The organism is Ornithinimicrobium faecis (assembly GCF_023923225.1).
GTDB classification, from domain to species: Bacteria; Actinomycetota; Actinomycetes; order Actinomycetales; family Dermatophilaceae; genus Ornithinicoccus; species Ornithinicoccus faecis.
The window spans coordinates 2,736,006-2,752,211 of record NZ_CP099489.1; the positions used below are offsets into that span (position 1 = coordinate 2,736,006).

The window sequence follows — 16,206 nt, forward strand, 5'->3', positions numbered from 1 at the left end:
GTTGCGCTGCGGCAGTGCATCCGGCCGCCGGTGGGACACCCGTTGTTCACCAGAGGGTTCTAAGGTGCCAACGTGCAACAAGAGCTGCGTGAATACATCGATCAGTTGCGTTCTGAGGGCTACACGGTCCGCGACGACCGCGGCTCCGACCCGGACCTGATCACCCCGGACGGGCGTGCCGTGGACACCTGGCGCGAGGACTATCCCTACGACAGCCGGCTGTCGCGCAGCTACTACGAGGTCGAGAAGTGGCTGCTGCAGGTCGAGTTGCTGAAGTTTCAGTACTGGCTCAAGGACATCGGCAAGCGAGCCGTCATCGTCTTTGAGGGGCGGGACGCGGCGGGCAAGGGCGGTGCGATCAAGCGATTCATCGAGCACCTCAACCCCCGTGGCGCACGGGTGGTCGCACTCACCAAGCCCACCGAGAAGGAGCGCGGCCAGTGGTACTTCCAGCGCTATGTCGAGCACCTGCCGACTGCTGGTGAGATCGTGCTGTTCGACCGCTCCTGGTACAACCGGGCCGGCGTCGAGCGGGTGATGGGCTTCTGCACCGACGACGAGTATGAGCTGTTCATGAAGCAGGCGCCGGTGTTCGAGGAGATGATCACTGACAGCGGCACCCACCTGACGAAGTTCTGGTTCTCGGTGACCCAGTCCGAGCAGCGCACGCGCTTTGCCATCCGGCAGCTGGACCCGGTGCGGCGCTGGAAGCTCTCACCGATGGACCTGGAGTCCCTCGACAAGTGGGAGGCCTACACGGTCGCCAAGGAGGAGATGTTCCGGCGCACGGACTCCGACCACGCGCCGTGGACCACCATCAAGTCCAACGACAAGAAGCGCTCGCGACTCAACGCGATGCGCTCCTTCCTGGGTCAGTTCGACTATGCCGACAAGGACCACAGCGTCGTGCTGCCTCCGGACCCGCAGCTGGTCAAGCGGGCGCGTTTCACCACCGGCGACTGACCGCGTCGCCGACGCGGGCGTCCTGCACGACGTCGTTGGCTGCACCCCCGCGCTCCCCCACCCCACCGCGGCGCTCACCACTCGTGGGTCAATCTCGCGCACCAGAGCAACACCCAGACTCCCACCAGACTCGGCAGGGGCTGACTCCCCCACCCCACCGCGGCGCTCACCACTCGTGGGTCAATCCCGCGCACCAGAGCAACACCCAGACTCCCCACCAGACTCGTGGGCGGCTCGTATCGCCGTCAGCCCTGGTCCCCGGGCATGCTGAGCACACTGCAGGTCGGTGAGCAGGGGGACGGCTGGCCTGTCCAGCCACGCTGAGCCAACGTCTGGGCGAGATCCTGGGCAACATCGCACGGCTCGTCGTCGACATCCCACCACGTCGCGCGGAGCGTGAGGACACCGCGTGCGCTGGCTTTTCGGTCGCGCCGCCGATCCGATCTGAACCGGCCAGCATGAAACGCCAACCCGTCGACCTCGGCAGAGACCGCAAACTCTTCGTTGAGGAAGTCCGCTCGGCTCCGACCCGAGACAACCTGCATGACGAAGCCCGGCAGCCCGTGCTCACGCACGACTCTGTGGAGGAACCTGTGCTCGGCCAGGCTCTCCACCCCCTCCTCCACATCGCCCAGGATCAGCCGCAGCGGGCGGCGCATGCGGTGGGCACGTCTGGACGCAAGCTCCATGCTGATGCGTTCGGGCGCAGTGAAGCCCTTCTGGCAGGCCTTTGCCGTCACGGCGATGATGTCATCCACCACAGCACCCGGCAGGTCTGCCAGGTCGACGATCGCACGCTGCACCGAGGTCACGTGGTAGCCGTTCACGTGGCGCGCCCTGGGCATATCGCGCAGGCGCACGAGCACTGCACCGTCGACCCGGCGACGGCGGTCATGCGGGACGAAGACCGTCCATCGCGAAGGAACAGACTGCAGACCCCAGGCCCACAGCACGGAGTCATGGCCGAGGACAGCGTCCGGGCCCGCTGCCAGGAGCACCCCGTGGGCAACTGCCTCGTCGCTCACCGGGCCGCTGTGCGTGAGGTAGACACCGCGGTGCAGTCGCTGCCACTGCCCACCCTTGCTGCGCGCACGGACTGTCCCAGGGGTGAGCCCGGCCTCGAGCGCCTGCTGCACACTGATCACACCGTGCTGGCGACTGGCAACTCGCTTCCAACTCACCGCCCCACCGTGGCAGATTCTGACCCGACCGTTGTCGCTTGTCCACAGGGCGCACGCGTCCGGCCGCCCAGTCTCTCGCTGGGCCTCGACGCTGGCATCTCGTGGGTCATTCTCGCGCACCAGAGCAACAGCCAACTTCCCCACCAGCCGCCAAGCTGCCTGGTGCGAAACGGGCCCGTCCTGAGAACCCGCTTGCGCGGTCCATCGGCTCTATGGTTCACTAGTCGAGTAATGAACCAGCGAAGGAGCGTCCATGTTCGAGGGTCGTGAACCGATCTACCACCAGATCGCCGAGGCGATTCGTGGCGAGGTCCTCTCCGGCGCGCTCGAGGAGGAGGACCAGGTCATGTCGACCACCCAGTACGCGACGACCTACCGCATCAACCCGGCCACGGCCGCAAAAGCGTTTGCGCAACTGGTCGATGAGGGGGTTCTCTACAAGAGGCGAGGTGTCGGCATGTTCGTGGCACCGGGGGCCGCCGAGGCCCTGCGGTCACAGCGCCGCCAGGCCTTCTTTGCCGAGCGACTCGACCCGGTCATCCGGGAGGCAGGGCTGCTCGGCCTCAGCACCAGCGACCTGAGCGCCTACCTCGAGTCCCATGCTGCCCCCACGGTCGCCCCCACCACGACCTCCCCCGCCACGGTCGCCCCCACCACGATCTCCCCCGCCCCACAGACCACGAAGGAGCCACGATGACCGGCTACCAGGTCCACACCGAGAGCCTCGGCGTGAGCTATGGCGACAGCCCGGCCCTGACCGGCGTCAGCCTCGACCTTGCCCCCGACCGCATCCACGGTCTGCTGGGCCGCAACGGCGCGGGCAAGACGACGCTGATGTCGGTGCTCGCCTCGCTGCGTCGCGGCACCGGCACCGTGCTGGTCGACGGGCAGGAACCCTTCGAGAACGAGGCGGTGATGGAGAACACCTGCCTCATCCGGGAGAGCGGCGACCTGCTCGTCGACGAGAGGCTCACCACCAACCTCAGCTTCCTCGAGGGGGCCCGTCCCCACTTCGACCGCGCCTATGCCGAGTCACTCATGGAGGCCTTTCGCCTCAAGCCCAGGAAGAAGCCCCAGGCGCTCTCTCGCGGCCAGGCCTCGGCCTTCGGCGCGATCGTGGGCCTGGCCAGCCGGTCACCCCTGACGATGTTCGACGAGGTCCACCTGGGCATGGACGCCCCCTCGCGGCAGCGCTTCTATGACGAGTTGCTGCGCGACTTCGCCGAGCACCCTCGCACCATCGTGCTCTCCAGCCACCTGATCAGCGAGATCGAGCACATGCTGGAGACCGTCACGGTCCTGCACGAGGGCAAACTGCTGCTCTCCAGCGAGGCGGACGACCTGCACACCAACGGCGCAACGCTCACCGGCCCCGCAGAGATCGTCGATCGGCACACCGCCGGTCAGCAGGTGGTCGGCACCCGCGATCTAGGGCCGACCCGACAGGTCACCGTCTTCGGCAACCTGGACGAGGCCGCCCTGGCAGCGGCCGAGCGGGAGGGACTGCAGGTCGGCGCCGTCCCCCTGCAGGACCTGTTCATCCACCTGACCGACACGCAGTCCGACGAGGAGGCCTCATGACCACCGTCACCGAAGCTCCCGCCACAGCCCGGCGCACGCCGCAGTGGCGCAGTGCGCTGACCTACCTGCTCTCTGCCTACGTCTACATGTTGACGCTCTGGTTCTGGGCGATTGCCCTGCCGGTCGTCGCGATCATCATGTTCATCGTCGGCCAGAACGTGGACCAGGTCACCTCCTCAGGTGTCGCCTTCCTGCACCACGGCGCCCTGTGGTTCCCGTTCAGCATCGCGATCATCCTGTCCGTCACCTATCTGCCGATCCACGTGGCCAACGGCATGACCCGCCGGTCCTTCACCCAGGCCGCACTCTGCGTCAGTGTGGTCGTCGGCCTGCTCAACGCCGCGATCGCGACCGGCGCCCTGCTCATCGAGCGGGAGATCTATGACGTGATCGGCTGGGTCCACGGCGGCAACGACGGCTCAGGCATCCCGCTGTTCAACGGCGGGGTCCTGGTCTATGCGATGGGGCTGGCGCTCCTGTTCATCGCCGGCCAGCTCAGCGGCTCCCTCATCGGGATCGCCTACTACCGCCTCGGCGGCATCATCGGCACCGTGGCGCTGCCACTGTGTCTTCTGCCACTGGCCGCCGTCGGCCTCCTCGGCCTCGGCGAGGGTGTCCAGTGGAACCCCTGGAGCTGGACGGCCGACATCGCCCCGTGGGGCACGATCGCCGCCGTCCTCTCCCTCATCGCCGCCGCGGGGGTCTTTCACCTCCTCGTGCGCGACGTCGCCATCGACAGCAAGGACTGACCATGACCAACACACCCACCACCCGTATGCCGAGTGCCACCACCTCCTCCCCCGTCACCGAGACCGTGGTCTCGGTGAGTGGGCTCCGCAAGACCTACGGTGACAAAGTTGCCGTTGACGACGTCTCGTTCGAGGTCGGCCGCGGCGAGATCGTGGGCATCCTGGGGCAGAACGGCGCCGGCAAGACCACCACGGTGGAGGCCCTGGCGGGCCTGCGCACCGCCGACGGCGGGACCGTCTCCGTGCTCGGGCTCGACCCGCAGCACGACCCGGCCCCGGTCCGCGAGCTCCTCGGTGTCCAGCTGCAGGAGTCGCGACTGCCCGCCAAGCAGCGGGTCGTCGAGGCTCTGCGTCTCTACGCGTCGTTCTACACCGACCCCAGGGACCCGGAGGAGCTCATCACCCTCCTGGGCCTGCAGGAGAAGCGGGACACGGCATACGAGAACCTGTCCGGCGGGCAGAAGCAGCGCCTGTCCATCGCCCTGGCGCTCGTCGGCAACCCCCAGGTCGCCATCCTGGACGAGCTGACCACCGGGCTGGACCCGCAGGCCCGCCGGGAGACCTGGGACCTGATCGAGGCCGTCCGCGACAGCGGGGTCACCATCCTGCTCGTCACCCACTTCATGGATGAGGCCGAGCGTCTCTGCGACCGGGTGATCGTCATCGACGGCGGCCGGGTCATCGCCCAGGGCACACCGGGCGAGCTGGCACGCGGCGACCGCACCGGCGTCACCTTCCGGATGCGGCTCCCGCAACCCCTCGATGCGGCCCTGCTGGCCGACATCGAGTCGGTGACCTCGATGCGCGAGGTCGGCCTCGACCTGGAGGTCACCGGCGGACCCACCGTGCTGCCCGACGTCATCATCGCCCTGCACTCCTGCGGCCTGGTGCCCACCGAGGTGCAGACCATCAGCCCGAGCCTCGAGGACGCCTTCGTCGCCCTCGTGGGCCGCCCACCAGAGGAGAACCCATCATGACCACCGCGACCCTCGCACCGGCACGCAGCCACACCGGCACGCGTGGCCTGTCCACCCTGATCGGCGCAGAGCTCAAACTGTTCCTGCGCGATCCCGGCAACGTCTTCTTTGTGGTGGCCTTCCCCACGGTCCTGCTGATCGGCATGGGTTTCGCCATCCCCGGGATGCGCGATCCCATCACTGACCTGCCCGAGCCCTGGCTCGGCATGCGTGCCGTCGACCTGTTTGCCCCGCTCATGCTGTGCGTCGCGGCCGCCACCGCCGGGCTGAGCACCGTGCCGGCCTACCTGGCTAGCTATCGCGAGACCGGCGTGCTGCGCCGCATGTCCACCACCCCGATGCGCCCCCAGGGCGTGCTGATCGCCCAGGCGGTCGTGCAGCTCCTCGGCGTCGCCGCCGGTGGCGCCCTGGCACTTGCCGTCGCGTTCCTGGTCTTTGACACGCCCATGCCACAGAATCCCGCCCTGGCCCTGCTCGTCTTCCTCCTGGCCACCGCCTCGATGTTCGGCATCGGCGTGCTCATCGGCGGTCTGGCCTCCAAGGGCGCCACCGCCTCGGGTTACGGCATGCTCGTCTACTTTCCGATGCTCTTTATGGCCGGTCTGTGGACTCCTGGTCCGTTGATGCCGGACGCGGTGGCCACGATCGCGACCTACACCCCGCTCGGCGCCGCGTCCCAGGCGATGAACGACGCCTGGTTCGGCCTCGGTATGCCGTGGGTCCAGCTGATCGTCATGCTCGCCTGGACCGTGGCCATGTTCGGCCTCGCCGCGCGCACCTTCAAGTGGGAGGTCTGAGCGCCACCAGCACCACCAGCACCACCAGCACCCGAAGACGAGAGCCTTACCGTGCACCCGGACAGGCAACGTCGCCCGCTGCGACTCGACACACCGCGCTGACCTGCGGTGATGTCGACGCCCGCGCGACGTTGCCTGTCTCAATGCACAGTCAGGGGCCCGGCGAGGAGGCCAGAGTCGCACTGGCGCCGTGGCCGGTGCGCTCGGTCGGCACTGGGAGCCGGTCGTCGTGCGCTCGGTCGGCAGGGGGCGGCGCCGTGGGGGCGCGACTACAGCAGGCCGCGGTCGCGGGCCAGGGCCGCGGCCTCGGTGCGGCCCGAGGCGCCCAGCTTGGCCAGGATGTTGGAGACATGGACGCTGACGGTCTTGGTGCTGATGAACAACTGCTTGGCGACCTGGCCGTTGGAGCGCCCCTGGGCCACGAGGGTGAGCACCTCGCGCTCACGCGGCGTGAGCTCCGGCGCCCTCTGGAGAGCCCCGTCTGCCCCCGGTGCCGCCCCACCCGCGGGAGCAGCGGCGCCCGGCTCCAGCAGGGAGAGCTCGGCGAGCAGGGGCAGGGCCCCCAGCCGGGTCGCCGTCTCGCGAGCGCTCGCTGCCTGCTCCCGGGCAGCAGACGTCTCCCCCTGAGCGCGCAGCACCGCCGCCAGCCGGGCGCGGGAGCGAGCCGTCTCGAACGGGTGCCCGAGCGTCTCGAAGGCCTCGACCGATTGCTCCCAGGCGGCCCTCAGCTCGTCCTCTCCCACGGGCTCGACGCCGGTGAGCCAGCGCAGCCGCAGCAGCTCTGCCCTCAGGCGCAGGTGCCAGGCACGCCCCTCCGGCCCCATTGTGCGGCTCCCCTGCTCGCGCGCCTCGATGTTCTGGCGTGCTGCGTCCGTGATCGCCGTGACCCGCTCGAGCAGACCGGCCCGGTCGGACTGTGCCACGGAGGCGATGTTGTTGCCCATCTGACCCAGCAACAGGCCGGCCAGTCGGACCTGAGCCGCAAACCAGGACACCGACCACAGTTTCGAGACCGTGGTGACGACCTCCTGATAGGTCTGCTCCGCTCGCTCCAGCCTGCCCTCGTCGCCATAGACGTCGATGGCGGCCGCTCCCGCGGTGATGGCATGCCACCCGTCCTCGGCCCACGCCCCGCGCGACCGGTCCGCGAGACTCGTCGCGGCGGGGTCACCCCGCCCCGCGGCCACCACCAACCGCAGCGACTCCAACAGCGCCCCGGCAGCGGGCGGGGCGTGCTCCCCGGTGCTGTCCGCAACGTGCTCCGCCGCAACCCAGTCACCGGCCATGTAGGCCGTGATGCCGCTGAGCATCCGCGCGTCGAAGCCATAGGGCCCCCACGTCCGGCCGCTCGTGCGGGCCAGATCAGCGGCGTCGCTGTAGGCCCGCCGGGCCTGCGCGAGGTCCCCGACCTCGAGCAGGGCACCACCGAGTTGGTGGAGCCCGCGCACGACCGCTGACGGCTCTCCCCGCTCCCTGGCTCGAGCGACGACATCCCCGAGGGCCTCGGCGGACGCCTGGGGGTCGCCGAGGAACTCCTGCAACCGCGCGAGCGTGGTGGAGGCGTCGACGGCGGTCCCAGCCAGGTCCAGCTCGTCGGCGAGGTCCAGCGCAGCCTGTGCCACCCGGACCGCGTCCTCGAAACGGTCGACGGAGATATAGGCCCGTGCGTGGACCGCCAGGGCAGTGGCGCGCAGTCGCCGCGACGACGACGAGATCACGTCCAGGGCCTCCGTCGTGGCCTCCAGCGGCAGTCCCGCCTTCTGGTCGCTGAGCAGCGCCGCCCGGGCCATCCCCAGCAGCAACCGCGCCCGGTCGTCCCCCGCAGGTGGCGCAGCCGGGCCGTCCAGGGCGCCGCGGTGCAGCGCGTAGGAGCGCGGCGCATGCCCGGCGTCCACGAGGGCCTCGCCCGCCCGCACCGTGAGCCGGACCCGATCGATGTCGGCCTGCTCGGCCACCGTGGGGTCCTCCAGCAGCTGCAGCGCCAGCTGATAGTGCTCGGCCGCCTCGTCGGGGCCACCCACCTTCATCGCGTCGTCACCCGCCTCGACGCTCGCCGTGACAGCAGTCACCAGGTCGTGCGCAGCACGGGCGTGACGCGCCAACTCAGCAGAGACGCCGAGCGCCCGACCGCCCGAGATCGCTCGCACGTAGGCGCGGTGGAGCCGTGTGCGCTCCCCAGGGAGCAGATCGTCATAGACGGCCTCGGCCTGCAGCGCGTGCCGGAAGGCGTAGGACGTGCCATCGGGCACCAGCACATTGGCCTCCACCGCCGCTCGCACGGCAGTGTCGAGCTCTGCCTCAGACAGATCCATGACCGCAGCCAGCAGGTCGTGACCTACCCGGCGTCCGGCCGCAGCAGCGGCGCGCACCATCCTCTGGGCCGGCTCGTCCAACCGATCGAGCCGGAGCAGCAACAGGTCGGCCAGGTCCGCGGGCAGCGCGTCCCTGCCAGTCTCGCTGGCCTCCAGGAGCTCCTCGGCGAAGAAGGCGTTGCCCTCGGCGCGACGGACGATCTCCTGCACCCGATCCTCGGCGAGATCGCCGCCGTCGCTGCGGGCATCATGGACGGTGTGCACCAGACGGCGCACGTCGGTGTCCGCGAGCGCCTCGAGAGCCAGCCGCTCCACACCGGGGATGCGGCCCCACTCATTCACCGCATGGCGCAGCGGGTGGCGCCGGTGCAGGTCGTCGCTGCGATAGGACACCAGCAGGCTCACCGACCCAGCAAAGCCGCGCCCGAACAGGAACGAGATCACGTCCCGGGTGGAGCGGTCGGCCCAGTGCGCGTCCTCGAGGACGACCAGCAGCGGTCCCAGCTGGCCGAGGTCCTCCAGCGCGCCGTGCACCGCCTCGAACAGTTCACCGCGGGCCATCGCGTCATCCTCCGCCGCGCCACCTCCGCCCCACGCCCCAGGGCTCCCCTGGCCGACGCCGCCGGCTGGTGACGGGTCGCCCGGGACTGTCGGCATACTGCCGCTGCGCAGGCGACGACCGGGCTGCAGGGCGGTGATCGCCGGCCGTGAGTCGGCCAGGGCGCTGGCCCGCTCGGGGGCCGTTGCCGCCAGTCGGCCAAAGATCTCGGTGAAGGGCAGGTAGGGCAGGCCGCTGTCCCCGAAGTCAAGACAGTGTCCGACCAGGACGGTCCACCCCGCGGCGGTGGCACGCTCCGAGACCTCGGTGAGCACCCGGGTCTTGCCGACTCCGGCGTCCCCGCCCAGCACGACGGCAGCCGACACCGGGTCGCTCCCGATGCCGGCTGCTGCCGTCAGGTGGGCAATCTCACGAGCCCGCCCGACGAGCGGTGTCCTGGTCTGCGGTGTGGCCACATCCTCTATCATCGCTGGCCCCGGGGGTCAGCGCGCAAGAGCCACGCGGCCCGCACCCGGTGTGGTGGGCTTGACGACCCGCCGCCGGCTGCGCGAGGTGTGGCTGCCCCAGGCGCGGCGCAACTCCTCACGACGGTAGTCGGCCTCGTTGCTGAGGAAGAGGGGGTTGGTGCTAAACATGTCGTGCTCCGATCCGGTTGCGGGTCCCTGGTGAACCCGACATATCCAGAATCGGTTGCTGAGGTAGACCCCCACATCGGGGGAAGTCCCTAACCGTGCGGGACGCACTACCTCAGATTGATGGTCAGTGCTGGTCGCGGCTACCTTAGAGCGGTCTGAGCGGCCCTTCAGCGGCGCCGGTAGGCCAGGTCGCTGATCGTGCGACCGACCTCGGCGCCGCGGCGCTCGAAACGGGTGATCGGACGCAGCGGCGGGCGCTCCGTTGACACCAACTCCAGTCCCTCGTGCGCGTCCAGGACCCGCCTCATGTGTTTGGCGTAGTCGTCGATGTCGGTGGCCAGTCGCCACAGGCCGCCCGGCTCGAGCACTCGGCACACGGTGTCGGCGAACTCCGGTCGCACGATCCGGCGGTGATGGTGCTTGCGCTTGGGCCAGGGGTCCGGGAAGAAGGTCCACACCTCGGCGACCGAGCCCGCCGGCAGCATCGTGGCCAGGGCAACCTCAGCGTCAGCCTCGACGAAGGCGATGTTGGACAGTGGGTCATCGATGAGGCGCGACAGGCACTGGCCGATGCCCGGCCGCCACACCTCAAGGGCCACAAAGTCGGTGTCCGGCAACGCTTTTGCGCCGGCGATGAGGGCGTCACCGGAGCCGGGGCCCACCTCCACGACGAGCGGCGCCGCTCGCCCGAAGACGTCGGCCACCTTGAGTCGGTAGTCCGGGTCGACGGTCGTTGAGCCATCGTGGCGCGGGACGTCGACCACGTAGGTGCCCGCCAACTGGTCGTAGGCGGCCTGGTGCTGCGGGGGCATGCGGTCCCCGCGGCGGGTGAACGAGCGGATCCGCCCGCGATAACCACTCGGCCGCTCGCGCCGCGGTGCTGCTGAGTCGCTCACGCCGCTCACCGCGTCGGCCGGGGTGCTCACTTCTTGGCCTTCTCGGCCGCACCGCCATCCTGGGAGAGCGCTGCGATGAACGCCTCCTGCGGGACCTCGACGGAGCCGACCATCTTCATCCGCTTCTTGCCTTCCTTCTGCTTCTCCAGCAGCTTGCGCTTGCGGCTGATGTCACCGCCATAGCACTTGGCCAGCACGTCCTTGCGGATCGCGCGGATGTTCTCTCGGGCGATGACGCGAGCGCCGATCGCGGCCTGGATCGGCACCTCGAACTGCTGCCTGGGGATCAGTTCCTTGAGCTTGCCGGCCATCATCACGCCGTAGGCATAGGCCTTGTCGCGGTGCACGATCGAGCTGAACGCGTCGACCGCGTCGCCCTGCAGCAGGATGTCGACCTTGACCAGATCGGCCTCCTGCTCCCCGTCGGGCTCGTAGTCCAGGGACGCATAGCCCTTGGTGCGCGACTTGAGGGCATCGAAGAAGTCGAAGACGATCTCGGCCAGCGGCAGCGTGTAGCGCAGCTCGACGCGCTCCGGGGACAGGTAGTCCATCCCGCGCAGGGTGCCGCGCCGGGACTGGCACAGCTCCATGATGGCGCCGATGTATTCGCTGGGGGCCAGGATCGTGGCGCGCACCACCGGCTCGGTGATGGAGGCGACCTTGCCACCAGGGAACTCACTGGGGTTGGTCACCTCGATCTGCGTGCCGTCCTCCATCCCGACCTGGTAGACCACGTTGGGCAGGGTCGAGATCAGATCCAGGTCGTTCTCGCGCTCCAGGCGCTCCCGGACGATCTCCAGGTGCAGCATCCCGAGGAAACCGACGCGGAAGCCGAAACCGAGCGCGGCAGACGTCTCCGGCTCATAGACCAGCGCAGCATCATTGAGCTTGAGCTTGTCCAGGGCGTCGCGCAGCACCGGATAGTCCGAGCCGTCGATCGGGTAGAGGCCCGAGAAGACCATCGGCTTGGGGTCCTTGTAACCCCCGAGCGCCTCGGTGGCCGGCTTCTGGGCGGTGGTGACCGTGTCACCAACGCGCGACTGGCGCACGTCCTTCACGCCGGTGATCAGATAGCCCACCTCGCCGACGCCCAGCCCCTTGGACGGGACCGGCTCCGGCGAGCTGACGCCGATCTCGAGCAGCTCGTGGGCGGCCCGGGTCGACATCATCGAGATCTTTTCCCGCGGGCTGAGGTTGCCGTCCACCACGCGGACATAGGTGACCACGCCGCGGTAGGTGTCGTAGACCGAGTCGAAGATCATCGCCCGGGCTGGCGCGTCGGCGACGCCGACGGGCGCAGGCAGCTCCTGCACGATCCGGTCGAGCAGTTCGGTGACGCCCACGCCCGTCTTGCCCGAGACCCGCATGACGTCCTCGGGCTCACACCCGATGAGCCCAGCCAGCTCCTCGGCATACTTCTCCGGCTGTGCCGCAGGCAGGTCGATCTTGTTGAGCACCGGGATGATCGTCAGGTCGTTCTCCATCGCCAGATAGAGGTTGGCCAGGGTCTGCGCCTCGATGCCCTGCGCTGCGTCGACGAGCAGGACCGCGCCCTCACAGGCCGCCAGGGAGCGACTCACCTCGTAGGTGAAGTCGACGTGGCCCGGGGTGTCGATCATGTTGAGGATGTGGTCGGTCCCGCCGACGCCCCAGGGCATCCGGACCGCCTGGGACTTGATGGTGATGCCGCGCTCCCGCTCGATGTCCATCCGGTCGAGGTACTGCGCACGCATCTGCCGCTGCTCGACCACGCCAGTCTCCTGCAGCATGCGGTCCGCCAGGGTCGACTTGCCGTGGTCGATGTGCGCGATGATGCAGAAATTGCGGATCAGCTCCGGCGGCGTCGCGTTGGGTTGCGGCGCGGAGTGGGCGATCGGTGACACGCTGGGAGAACCTCGGGATCGTCGGGACTGTCTGGCTAGTCTCCCACGTGATCAGTCTCTGGTTGTCCTTCGCCGGTTGTCCACGACCGCGGGACCCTCCGTCTAGGGTGGTGGCCCATGGCCACGATGCAACAACTGCTCAGGTCCGTGCTGAGGGTGGCCAGGCTGGCCACGCGCGAGGCGCGACGCGCCCGCAGGAACACCAGACAGCAGCAGGCCCCGCCCCCGGGCAACCAGCGTGAGACAACAGCTGGCGCTGCGCGGGGCGGATATGCCGGGGATTTCGCGGGCACCCCGACCCTGGTCTATGAGCCGGTGGACGATGAGCGCCCCGACCCGGGAGAGGTCGTGTGGGCGTGGGTGCCCTATGAGGAGGACCACTCCCAGGGCAAGGACCGTCCGGTCCTGGTCATCGGCCGCGACGAGGACCTGTTGCTGGCGCTGCAGATGAGCAGCCAGGACCACGACCAGGACGCCGAGGACGAGGCGCGGTGGGGCCGTTACTGGGTCGATGTCGGCTCGGGAGCCTGGGACACCAAGGGCCGGCCCAGCGAGGCGCGGGTCGACCGGATCCTGCGACTCGACCCGGACTCCATCCGACGGATCGGTGCGGTGCTCGACCGCGAGCGCTTCGACGAGGTCGCGGCCGGGGTCCGGCAGCACACGAGCTAGCCCGCGCGCTCACCCGCTCGACCTGCCCGACGCGTTCGGTCCACCCGCCCCGTCCAGGCGGCCACCCACGCGGTGCCGAGCAGCCCGAGCACGCCGGCAACCACGCAGGCCACGGCGAGGGGCGCGATCGCGAGCAGGCCGGACAGGCCCACCGGTCCCCCGGTGACCCCGATGTCCCCGGCGAAGCGCCAGGCCCCGAGGAACTGTGCTCGTCCCACGGCGGGTGAGGCGTCCGCTCCCAGGGTCATCACGATGCCCGCCCCGAGACCGTTGCCCAGGGCCATCAGGAGCGCGACAGCGGTGACCCCGACGATCTCGTGCGTCAGCGGCAGGAGCAGGGTGCCGACCGCGACGGCCAGCACGACCGGCACCGCCACGGCACGTCGGCCCCGGTGGTCCATCAGCCAGCCGGCCGGATAGAACAGCACCATGTCCAGCGCGGCCGCGATGCCAAAGACCAGTGAGGTCTCGGCGGGCGTCATGTGCACGTGCTCGGCCCACAGCGGCAAGAGGGTCGTGCGCAGCGAGCGCGACGCAGAGATGACCACGACCACGCTGCCCAGGACCACGAGGGTGCGTCGGTGCGCGCGCATCACCGACCAGACGGACAGGTGCCCCGTGGCCGCCTGCTCGCGCCGGACCTGCTCCCCCGGGTCCGGCATCACCAGGGCGATCCCGGCGGCGCACAGGGCCATGAGCGCCCCCAACCAGAACACGCCGCGGATCCCCCAGGTCTGCACGGCGAGCGCCCCCAGGAGCGGACCGATGAACAGGCCGACCCGGTGGGAGCCGCCCAGCATCGACAGGGCCCGCGCCAGGTAGTAGTTCGGCACCACCTCGATCATGAACTGCTGCCGGGCCAGCAGGAACACGGTCCACATCATCCCGCTGCACACGACGGCCACGCTCAGCCACAGCACGGAGCCGGACAGCCCACCCCCGATCATGGCGAGGGCGTCGAGCACGCCAGCGCCGACCAGGGCCCGGCGCTCTCCGACCCGCGCGACGAGGGCACCGGCCGGCAGGGACGCGATCATCTGGCCGATCCCGAGCAGCGCCACGACGAAGGCTGCGGTCCCCAGGTCGGCGCCGAGCTCGCGGGCGCGCAGCGCCAGCATCGGCAGCACCGCGCCGTGCCCGATCGCGCTGACCACGGTCGGGCCATAGGCCGTCAGGGCCACATCGCGCAGCCGGAACTCGGTGGTCACTTGCTGCATCCTGTCACCAGCAGTGCCACGATGGCCTCGTGGGCACAGACCGGGAGACCCTGGACCGCTGGGCAGACTTCGGAGGCGTATGGCGCGTGGTCGCCGCCGGCGAGCACGCCGCCACGGTCTCGATGTGCCGTTGCGACGGGGGCGAGGAGGTGCAGCGACTCACCACCCAGGACCCGGGTCTGGTGGCGTGGCTGAGCGAGCACCCGGAGTCCGGTCCGCAGTGACGCACCACCTGCACCTCACGTTCCGCGTCGCCAGCGCGACTTCCCAGTGATGAACATGCAGCAGCCCTTCGAAACCGCCGTCACCGAGCACGGACCCACCGTCCAACGCGTGGTCCGGGCGGTGCTGGGTCCCGGGCCGGACGCCGACGACGCCTGGTCCGAGACGTTCCTGGCGGCGCTGCGCGCCTGGCCGGACCTGCCGGCAGACACCAACGTGCAGGCCTGGCTCGTCCGGGTCGCCCACCGCAGGGCGATCGACGTCACCCGCGGGACCGCCCGGCGGGCGGCACCCACCGACACCCTGCCGGAGCGTCCCGCGACCACGGGCCTGCCGGGCTCGGGCGACCCTGAGCTGTGGGCCGCCGTGGCGGCCCTGCCGACCCGGCAACGACTCGCACTGGCCTATCACTACCTGGGCGGCCTACGGCATACGGAGACCGCCGAGCTGATCGGCGGCACACCCGAGGCCGTGCGGCGGGCCGCGGCTGACGGCATACAAACACTGCGCCGAACCCTTGCCCCGGAAGGAGCACCCCGATGACCGACCACCCGACCGACACCCCAACTGACACCCCGACCGGCGGCCCCACCGACGGCGATCTGCTGGAGCGCCTGGCCACGCCCACCGAGCTCGCGGGACTGCACCGCCTGCTGGAGGTGCGGGCCGAGCAGGAGGGCCTGCTCGACGTGGCCTACCGCACGCTCGACTCCCCCGTCGGCACGCTGCTGCTGGCGGCCACCACGACCGGCCTGGTGCGCGTCGCCTACGAGCGCGAGGACCTCGACGTGGTGCTGGAGTCCCTGGCGAGCGCGGTCGGCCCCCGCGTGCTCCGGGCGCCCGCACGGCTCGACGAGGCAGCTCGGCAGGTCGACGAATACTTCGCCGGAACCCGCACCGCGTTCGACCTCCCGCTGGACCATGCCCTCTCTCGTGGGTTCCGGGGTCAGGTGCACGCCTATCTGTCGCGGATCCCCTACGGGCACACGGAGTCCTATGGCGAGGTCGCCGAGCACGTCGGCAGCCCGCGAGCCGTGCGGGCCGTCGGCACGGCCTGTGCGACCAACCCGCTGCCCGTCGTGGTGCCGTGTCACCGGGTCCTGCGCAGCGACGGGAGCCTGGGTGGCTATCTCGGTGGCACCGCCGCCAAGACCACCCTGTTGGAGTTGGAGCGCGCGGCATGACCGCCGCCCCGGGGCCGGGTCGCTACACCCTGATCGGTCCCGACGGGGTGCCGCGGTCCAGCCAGACACCCGGCACCCTGGGCGGTTATCGGCGCAGCCGGATCTACGGACGCCTGGACTGCCCCGCTGCGCTGCGGGCCATGGCCCAGGGTGGCAATGTCACGCACCGGGTGTTCTTCGCCGACGAGGCGACCGCGGTCGCCGCTGGTTACCGACCGTGCGGCAGGTGCCTGCCCAAGCAGTATGCCGAGTGGCGGGCCGCGCAGTGACCTCTGGTCTGGCGGGGGCTCGGTCGGGCGCCTGCTGGTCTGGAAGCTGCCGGTCTGGAAGCTGCCGGTCCGGGCACTGTCAGTGGTCCCAGCAACAATGGGTCCCATG

The 16,206-nt window shown here is 69.9% G+C and carries 17 protein-coding genes; 11 read left to right on the forward strand and 6 right to left on the reverse strand.

Annotation, left to right across the window (positions count from 1 at the left end; all coding sequences use genetic code 11):
- The first annotated feature begins 72 nt into the window (after positions 1-72).
- Positions 73-963, forward strand: coding sequence for a polyphosphate kinase 2 (ppk2, locus tag NF556_RS12745; protein WP_252591304.1), 891 nt, complete (start codon positions 73-75; stop codon positions 961-963).
- A 245-nt stretch (positions 964-1,208) separates the two neighbouring features.
- Here ppk2 and NF556_RS12750 read toward each other — a convergent pair whose 3' ends face one another.
- Positions 1,209-2,144 (reverse strand): type IV toxin-antitoxin system AbiEi family antitoxin domain-containing protein, encoded by a 936-nt coding sequence (locus NF556_RS12750; RefSeq protein WP_252591305.1) that lies wholly within the window; start codon positions 2,142-2,144, stop codon positions 1,209-1,211.
- 253 nt (positions 2,145-2,397) lie between these two features.
- Here NF556_RS12750 and NF556_RS12755 point away from each other — a divergent pair, with 253 nt between their 5' ends.
- From NF556_RS12755 to NF556_RS12775, 5 genes are read left to right on the forward strand one after another with little or no spacing between them, the layout of a single operon-like run.
- Positions 2,398-2,841, forward strand: a complete 444-nt coding sequence (locus NF556_RS12755; RefSeq protein WP_252591306.1) for a GntR family transcriptional regulator — start codon at positions 2,398-2,400, stop codon at positions 2,839-2,841.
- A complete protein-coding gene (locus NF556_RS12760; protein WP_252591307.1) occupies positions 2,838-3,725 on the forward strand; it encodes an ATP-binding cassette domain-containing protein in 888 nt (295 codons plus the stop codon). Before NF556_RS12755 ends, NF556_RS12760 begins: the two co-directional genes overlap by 4 nt.
- On the forward strand, positions 3,722-4,474 hold the full coding sequence (locus tag NF556_RS12765) for a hypothetical protein (protein WP_252591308.1): 753 nt from the start codon (positions 3,722-3,724) through the stop codon (positions 4,472-4,474). The genes NF556_RS12760 and NF556_RS12765 overlap by 4 nt, the downstream gene beginning before the upstream one ends.
- A gap of 2 nt (positions 4,475-4,476) precedes the next feature.
- Entirely contained in the window at positions 4,477-5,451 is a 975-nt protein-coding gene (locus NF556_RS12770) for an ABC transporter ATP-binding protein (RefSeq protein ID WP_252591309.1), read from the forward strand.
- Positions 5,448-6,248 (forward strand): ABC transporter permease, encoded by an 801-nt coding sequence (locus NF556_RS12775; RefSeq protein ID WP_252591310.1) that lies wholly within the window; start codon positions 5,448-5,450, stop codon positions 6,246-6,248. The genes NF556_RS12770 and NF556_RS12775 overlap by 4 nt, the downstream gene beginning before the upstream one ends.
- Before the next feature lie 269 nt (positions 6,249-6,517).
- On the opposite strand, the gene NF556_RS21395 is transcribed toward NF556_RS12775, so the two are convergent.
- The 4 genes from NF556_RS21395 to lepA form a co-directional block, all read right to left on the reverse strand.
- A complete protein-coding gene (locus NF556_RS21395; RefSeq protein ID WP_289781754.1) occupies positions 6,518-9,574 on the reverse strand; it encodes a helix-turn-helix transcriptional regulator in 3,057 nt (1,018 codons plus the stop codon).
- Positions 9,575-9,601: 27 nt separating this feature from the next.
- The gene (locus NF556_RS12790) at positions 9,602-9,754 is read right to left on the reverse strand and encodes a hypothetical protein (RefSeq protein ID WP_252591311.1); all 153 of its coding nucleotides are present in this window, start codon (positions 9,752-9,754) and stop codon (positions 9,602-9,604) included.
- Between the two features lie 167 nt (positions 9,755-9,921).
- Positions 9,922-10,650 (reverse strand): tRNA (guanosine(46)-N7)-methyltransferase TrmB, encoded by a 729-nt coding sequence (gene trmB, locus NF556_RS12795; protein ID WP_252591312.1) that lies wholly within the window; start codon positions 10,648-10,650, stop codon positions 9,922-9,924.
- Between the two features lie 26 nt (positions 10,651-10,676).
- On the reverse strand, positions 10,677-12,533 hold the full coding sequence (lepA, locus tag NF556_RS12800) for a translation elongation factor 4 (protein WP_252591313.1): 1,857 nt from the start codon (positions 12,531-12,533) through the stop codon (positions 10,677-10,679).
- A 117-nt stretch (positions 12,534-12,650) separates the two neighbouring features.
- Here lepA and NF556_RS12805 point away from each other — a divergent pair, with 117 nt between their 5' ends.
- On the forward strand, positions 12,651-13,205 hold the full coding sequence (locus NF556_RS12805; protein WP_252591314.1) for a type II toxin-antitoxin system PemK/MazF family toxin: 555 nt from the start codon (positions 12,651-12,653) through the stop codon (positions 13,203-13,205).
- Here the strand turns inward: NF556_RS12805 and NF556_RS12810 are convergent.
- Positions 13,202-14,422, reverse strand: a complete 1,221-nt coding sequence (locus NF556_RS12810; RefSeq protein WP_252591315.1) for an MFS transporter — start codon at positions 14,420-14,422, stop codon at positions 13,202-13,204. The two genes, NF556_RS12805 and NF556_RS12810, sit on opposite strands and share 4 nt — an antisense overlap.
- Positions 14,423-14,451: 29 nt before the next feature.
- Here NF556_RS12810 and NF556_RS12815 point away from each other — a divergent pair, with 29 nt between their 5' ends.
- From NF556_RS12815 to NF556_RS12830, 4 genes are read left to right on the forward strand one after another with little or no spacing between them, the layout of a single operon-like run.
- Positions 14,452-14,646 (forward strand): hypothetical protein, encoded by a 195-nt coding sequence (locus tag NF556_RS12815; protein ID WP_252591316.1) that lies wholly within the window; start codon positions 14,452-14,454, stop codon positions 14,644-14,646.
- A gap of 55 nt (positions 14,647-14,701) precedes the next feature.
- On the forward strand, positions 14,702-15,187 hold the full coding sequence (locus tag NF556_RS12820; RefSeq protein WP_252591317.1) for an RNA polymerase sigma factor: 486 nt from the start codon (positions 14,702-14,704) through the stop codon (positions 15,185-15,187).
- Positions 15,184-15,828 (forward strand): methylated-DNA--[protein]-cysteine S-methyltransferase, encoded by a 645-nt coding sequence (locus NF556_RS12825; protein ID WP_252591318.1) that lies wholly within the window; start codon positions 15,184-15,186, stop codon positions 15,826-15,828. Before NF556_RS12820 ends, NF556_RS12825 begins: the two co-directional genes overlap by 4 nt.
- Entirely contained in the window at positions 15,825-16,097 is a 273-nt protein-coding gene (locus NF556_RS12830) for an Ada metal-binding domain-containing protein (RefSeq protein WP_252591319.1), read from the forward strand. The genes NF556_RS12825 and NF556_RS12830 overlap by 4 nt, the downstream gene beginning before the upstream one ends.
- Positions 16,098-16,206 lie beyond the last annotated feature (109 nt).

Bases quoted from the DNA above. Each gene is read 5' to 3' on its own strand.
- NF556_RS12765 (WP_252591308.1), top strand. From the start codon at position 3,722: ATGACCACCGTCACCGAAGCTCCCGCCACAGCCCGGCGCACGCCGCAG.
- NF556_RS12805 (WP_252591314.1), top strand. From the start codon at position 12,651: ATGGCCACGATGCAACAACTGCTCAGGTCCGTGCTGAGGGTGGCCAGG.
- NF556_RS12775 (WP_252591310.1), top strand. From the start codon at position 5,448: ATGACCACCGCGACCCTCGCACCGGCACGCAGCCACACCGGCACGCGT.
- NF556_RS12790 (WP_252591311.1), bottom strand. From the start codon at position 9,754: ATGTTTAGCACCAACCCCCTCTTCCTCAGCAACGAGGCCGACTACCGT.
- NF556_RS12760 (WP_252591307.1), top strand. From the start codon at position 2,838: ATGACCGGCTACCAGGTCCACACCGAGAGCCTCGGCGTGAGCTATGGC.
- NF556_RS12830 (WP_252591319.1), top strand. From the start codon at position 15,825: ATGACCGCCGCCCCGGGGCCGGGTCGCTACACCCTGATCGGTCCCGAC.
- NF556_RS12770 (WP_252591309.1), top strand. From the start codon at position 4,477: ATGACCAACACACCCACCACCCGTATGCCGAGTGCCACCACCTCCTCC.
- NF556_RS12755 (WP_252591306.1), top strand. From the start codon at position 2,398: ATGTTCGAGGGTCGTGAACCGATCTACCACCAGATCGCCGAGGCGATT.
- NF556_RS12820 (WP_252591317.1), top strand. From the start codon at position 14,702: ATGCAGCAGCCCTTCGAAACCGCCGTCACCGAGCACGGACCCACCGTC.
- NF556_RS12825 (WP_252591318.1), top strand. From the start codon at position 15,184: ATGACCGACCACCCGACCGACACCCCAACTGACACCCCGACCGGCGGC.
- NF556_RS12810 (WP_252591315.1), bottom strand. From the start codon at position 14,422: ATGCAGCAAGTGACCACCGAGTTCCGGCTGCGCGATGTGGCCCTGACG.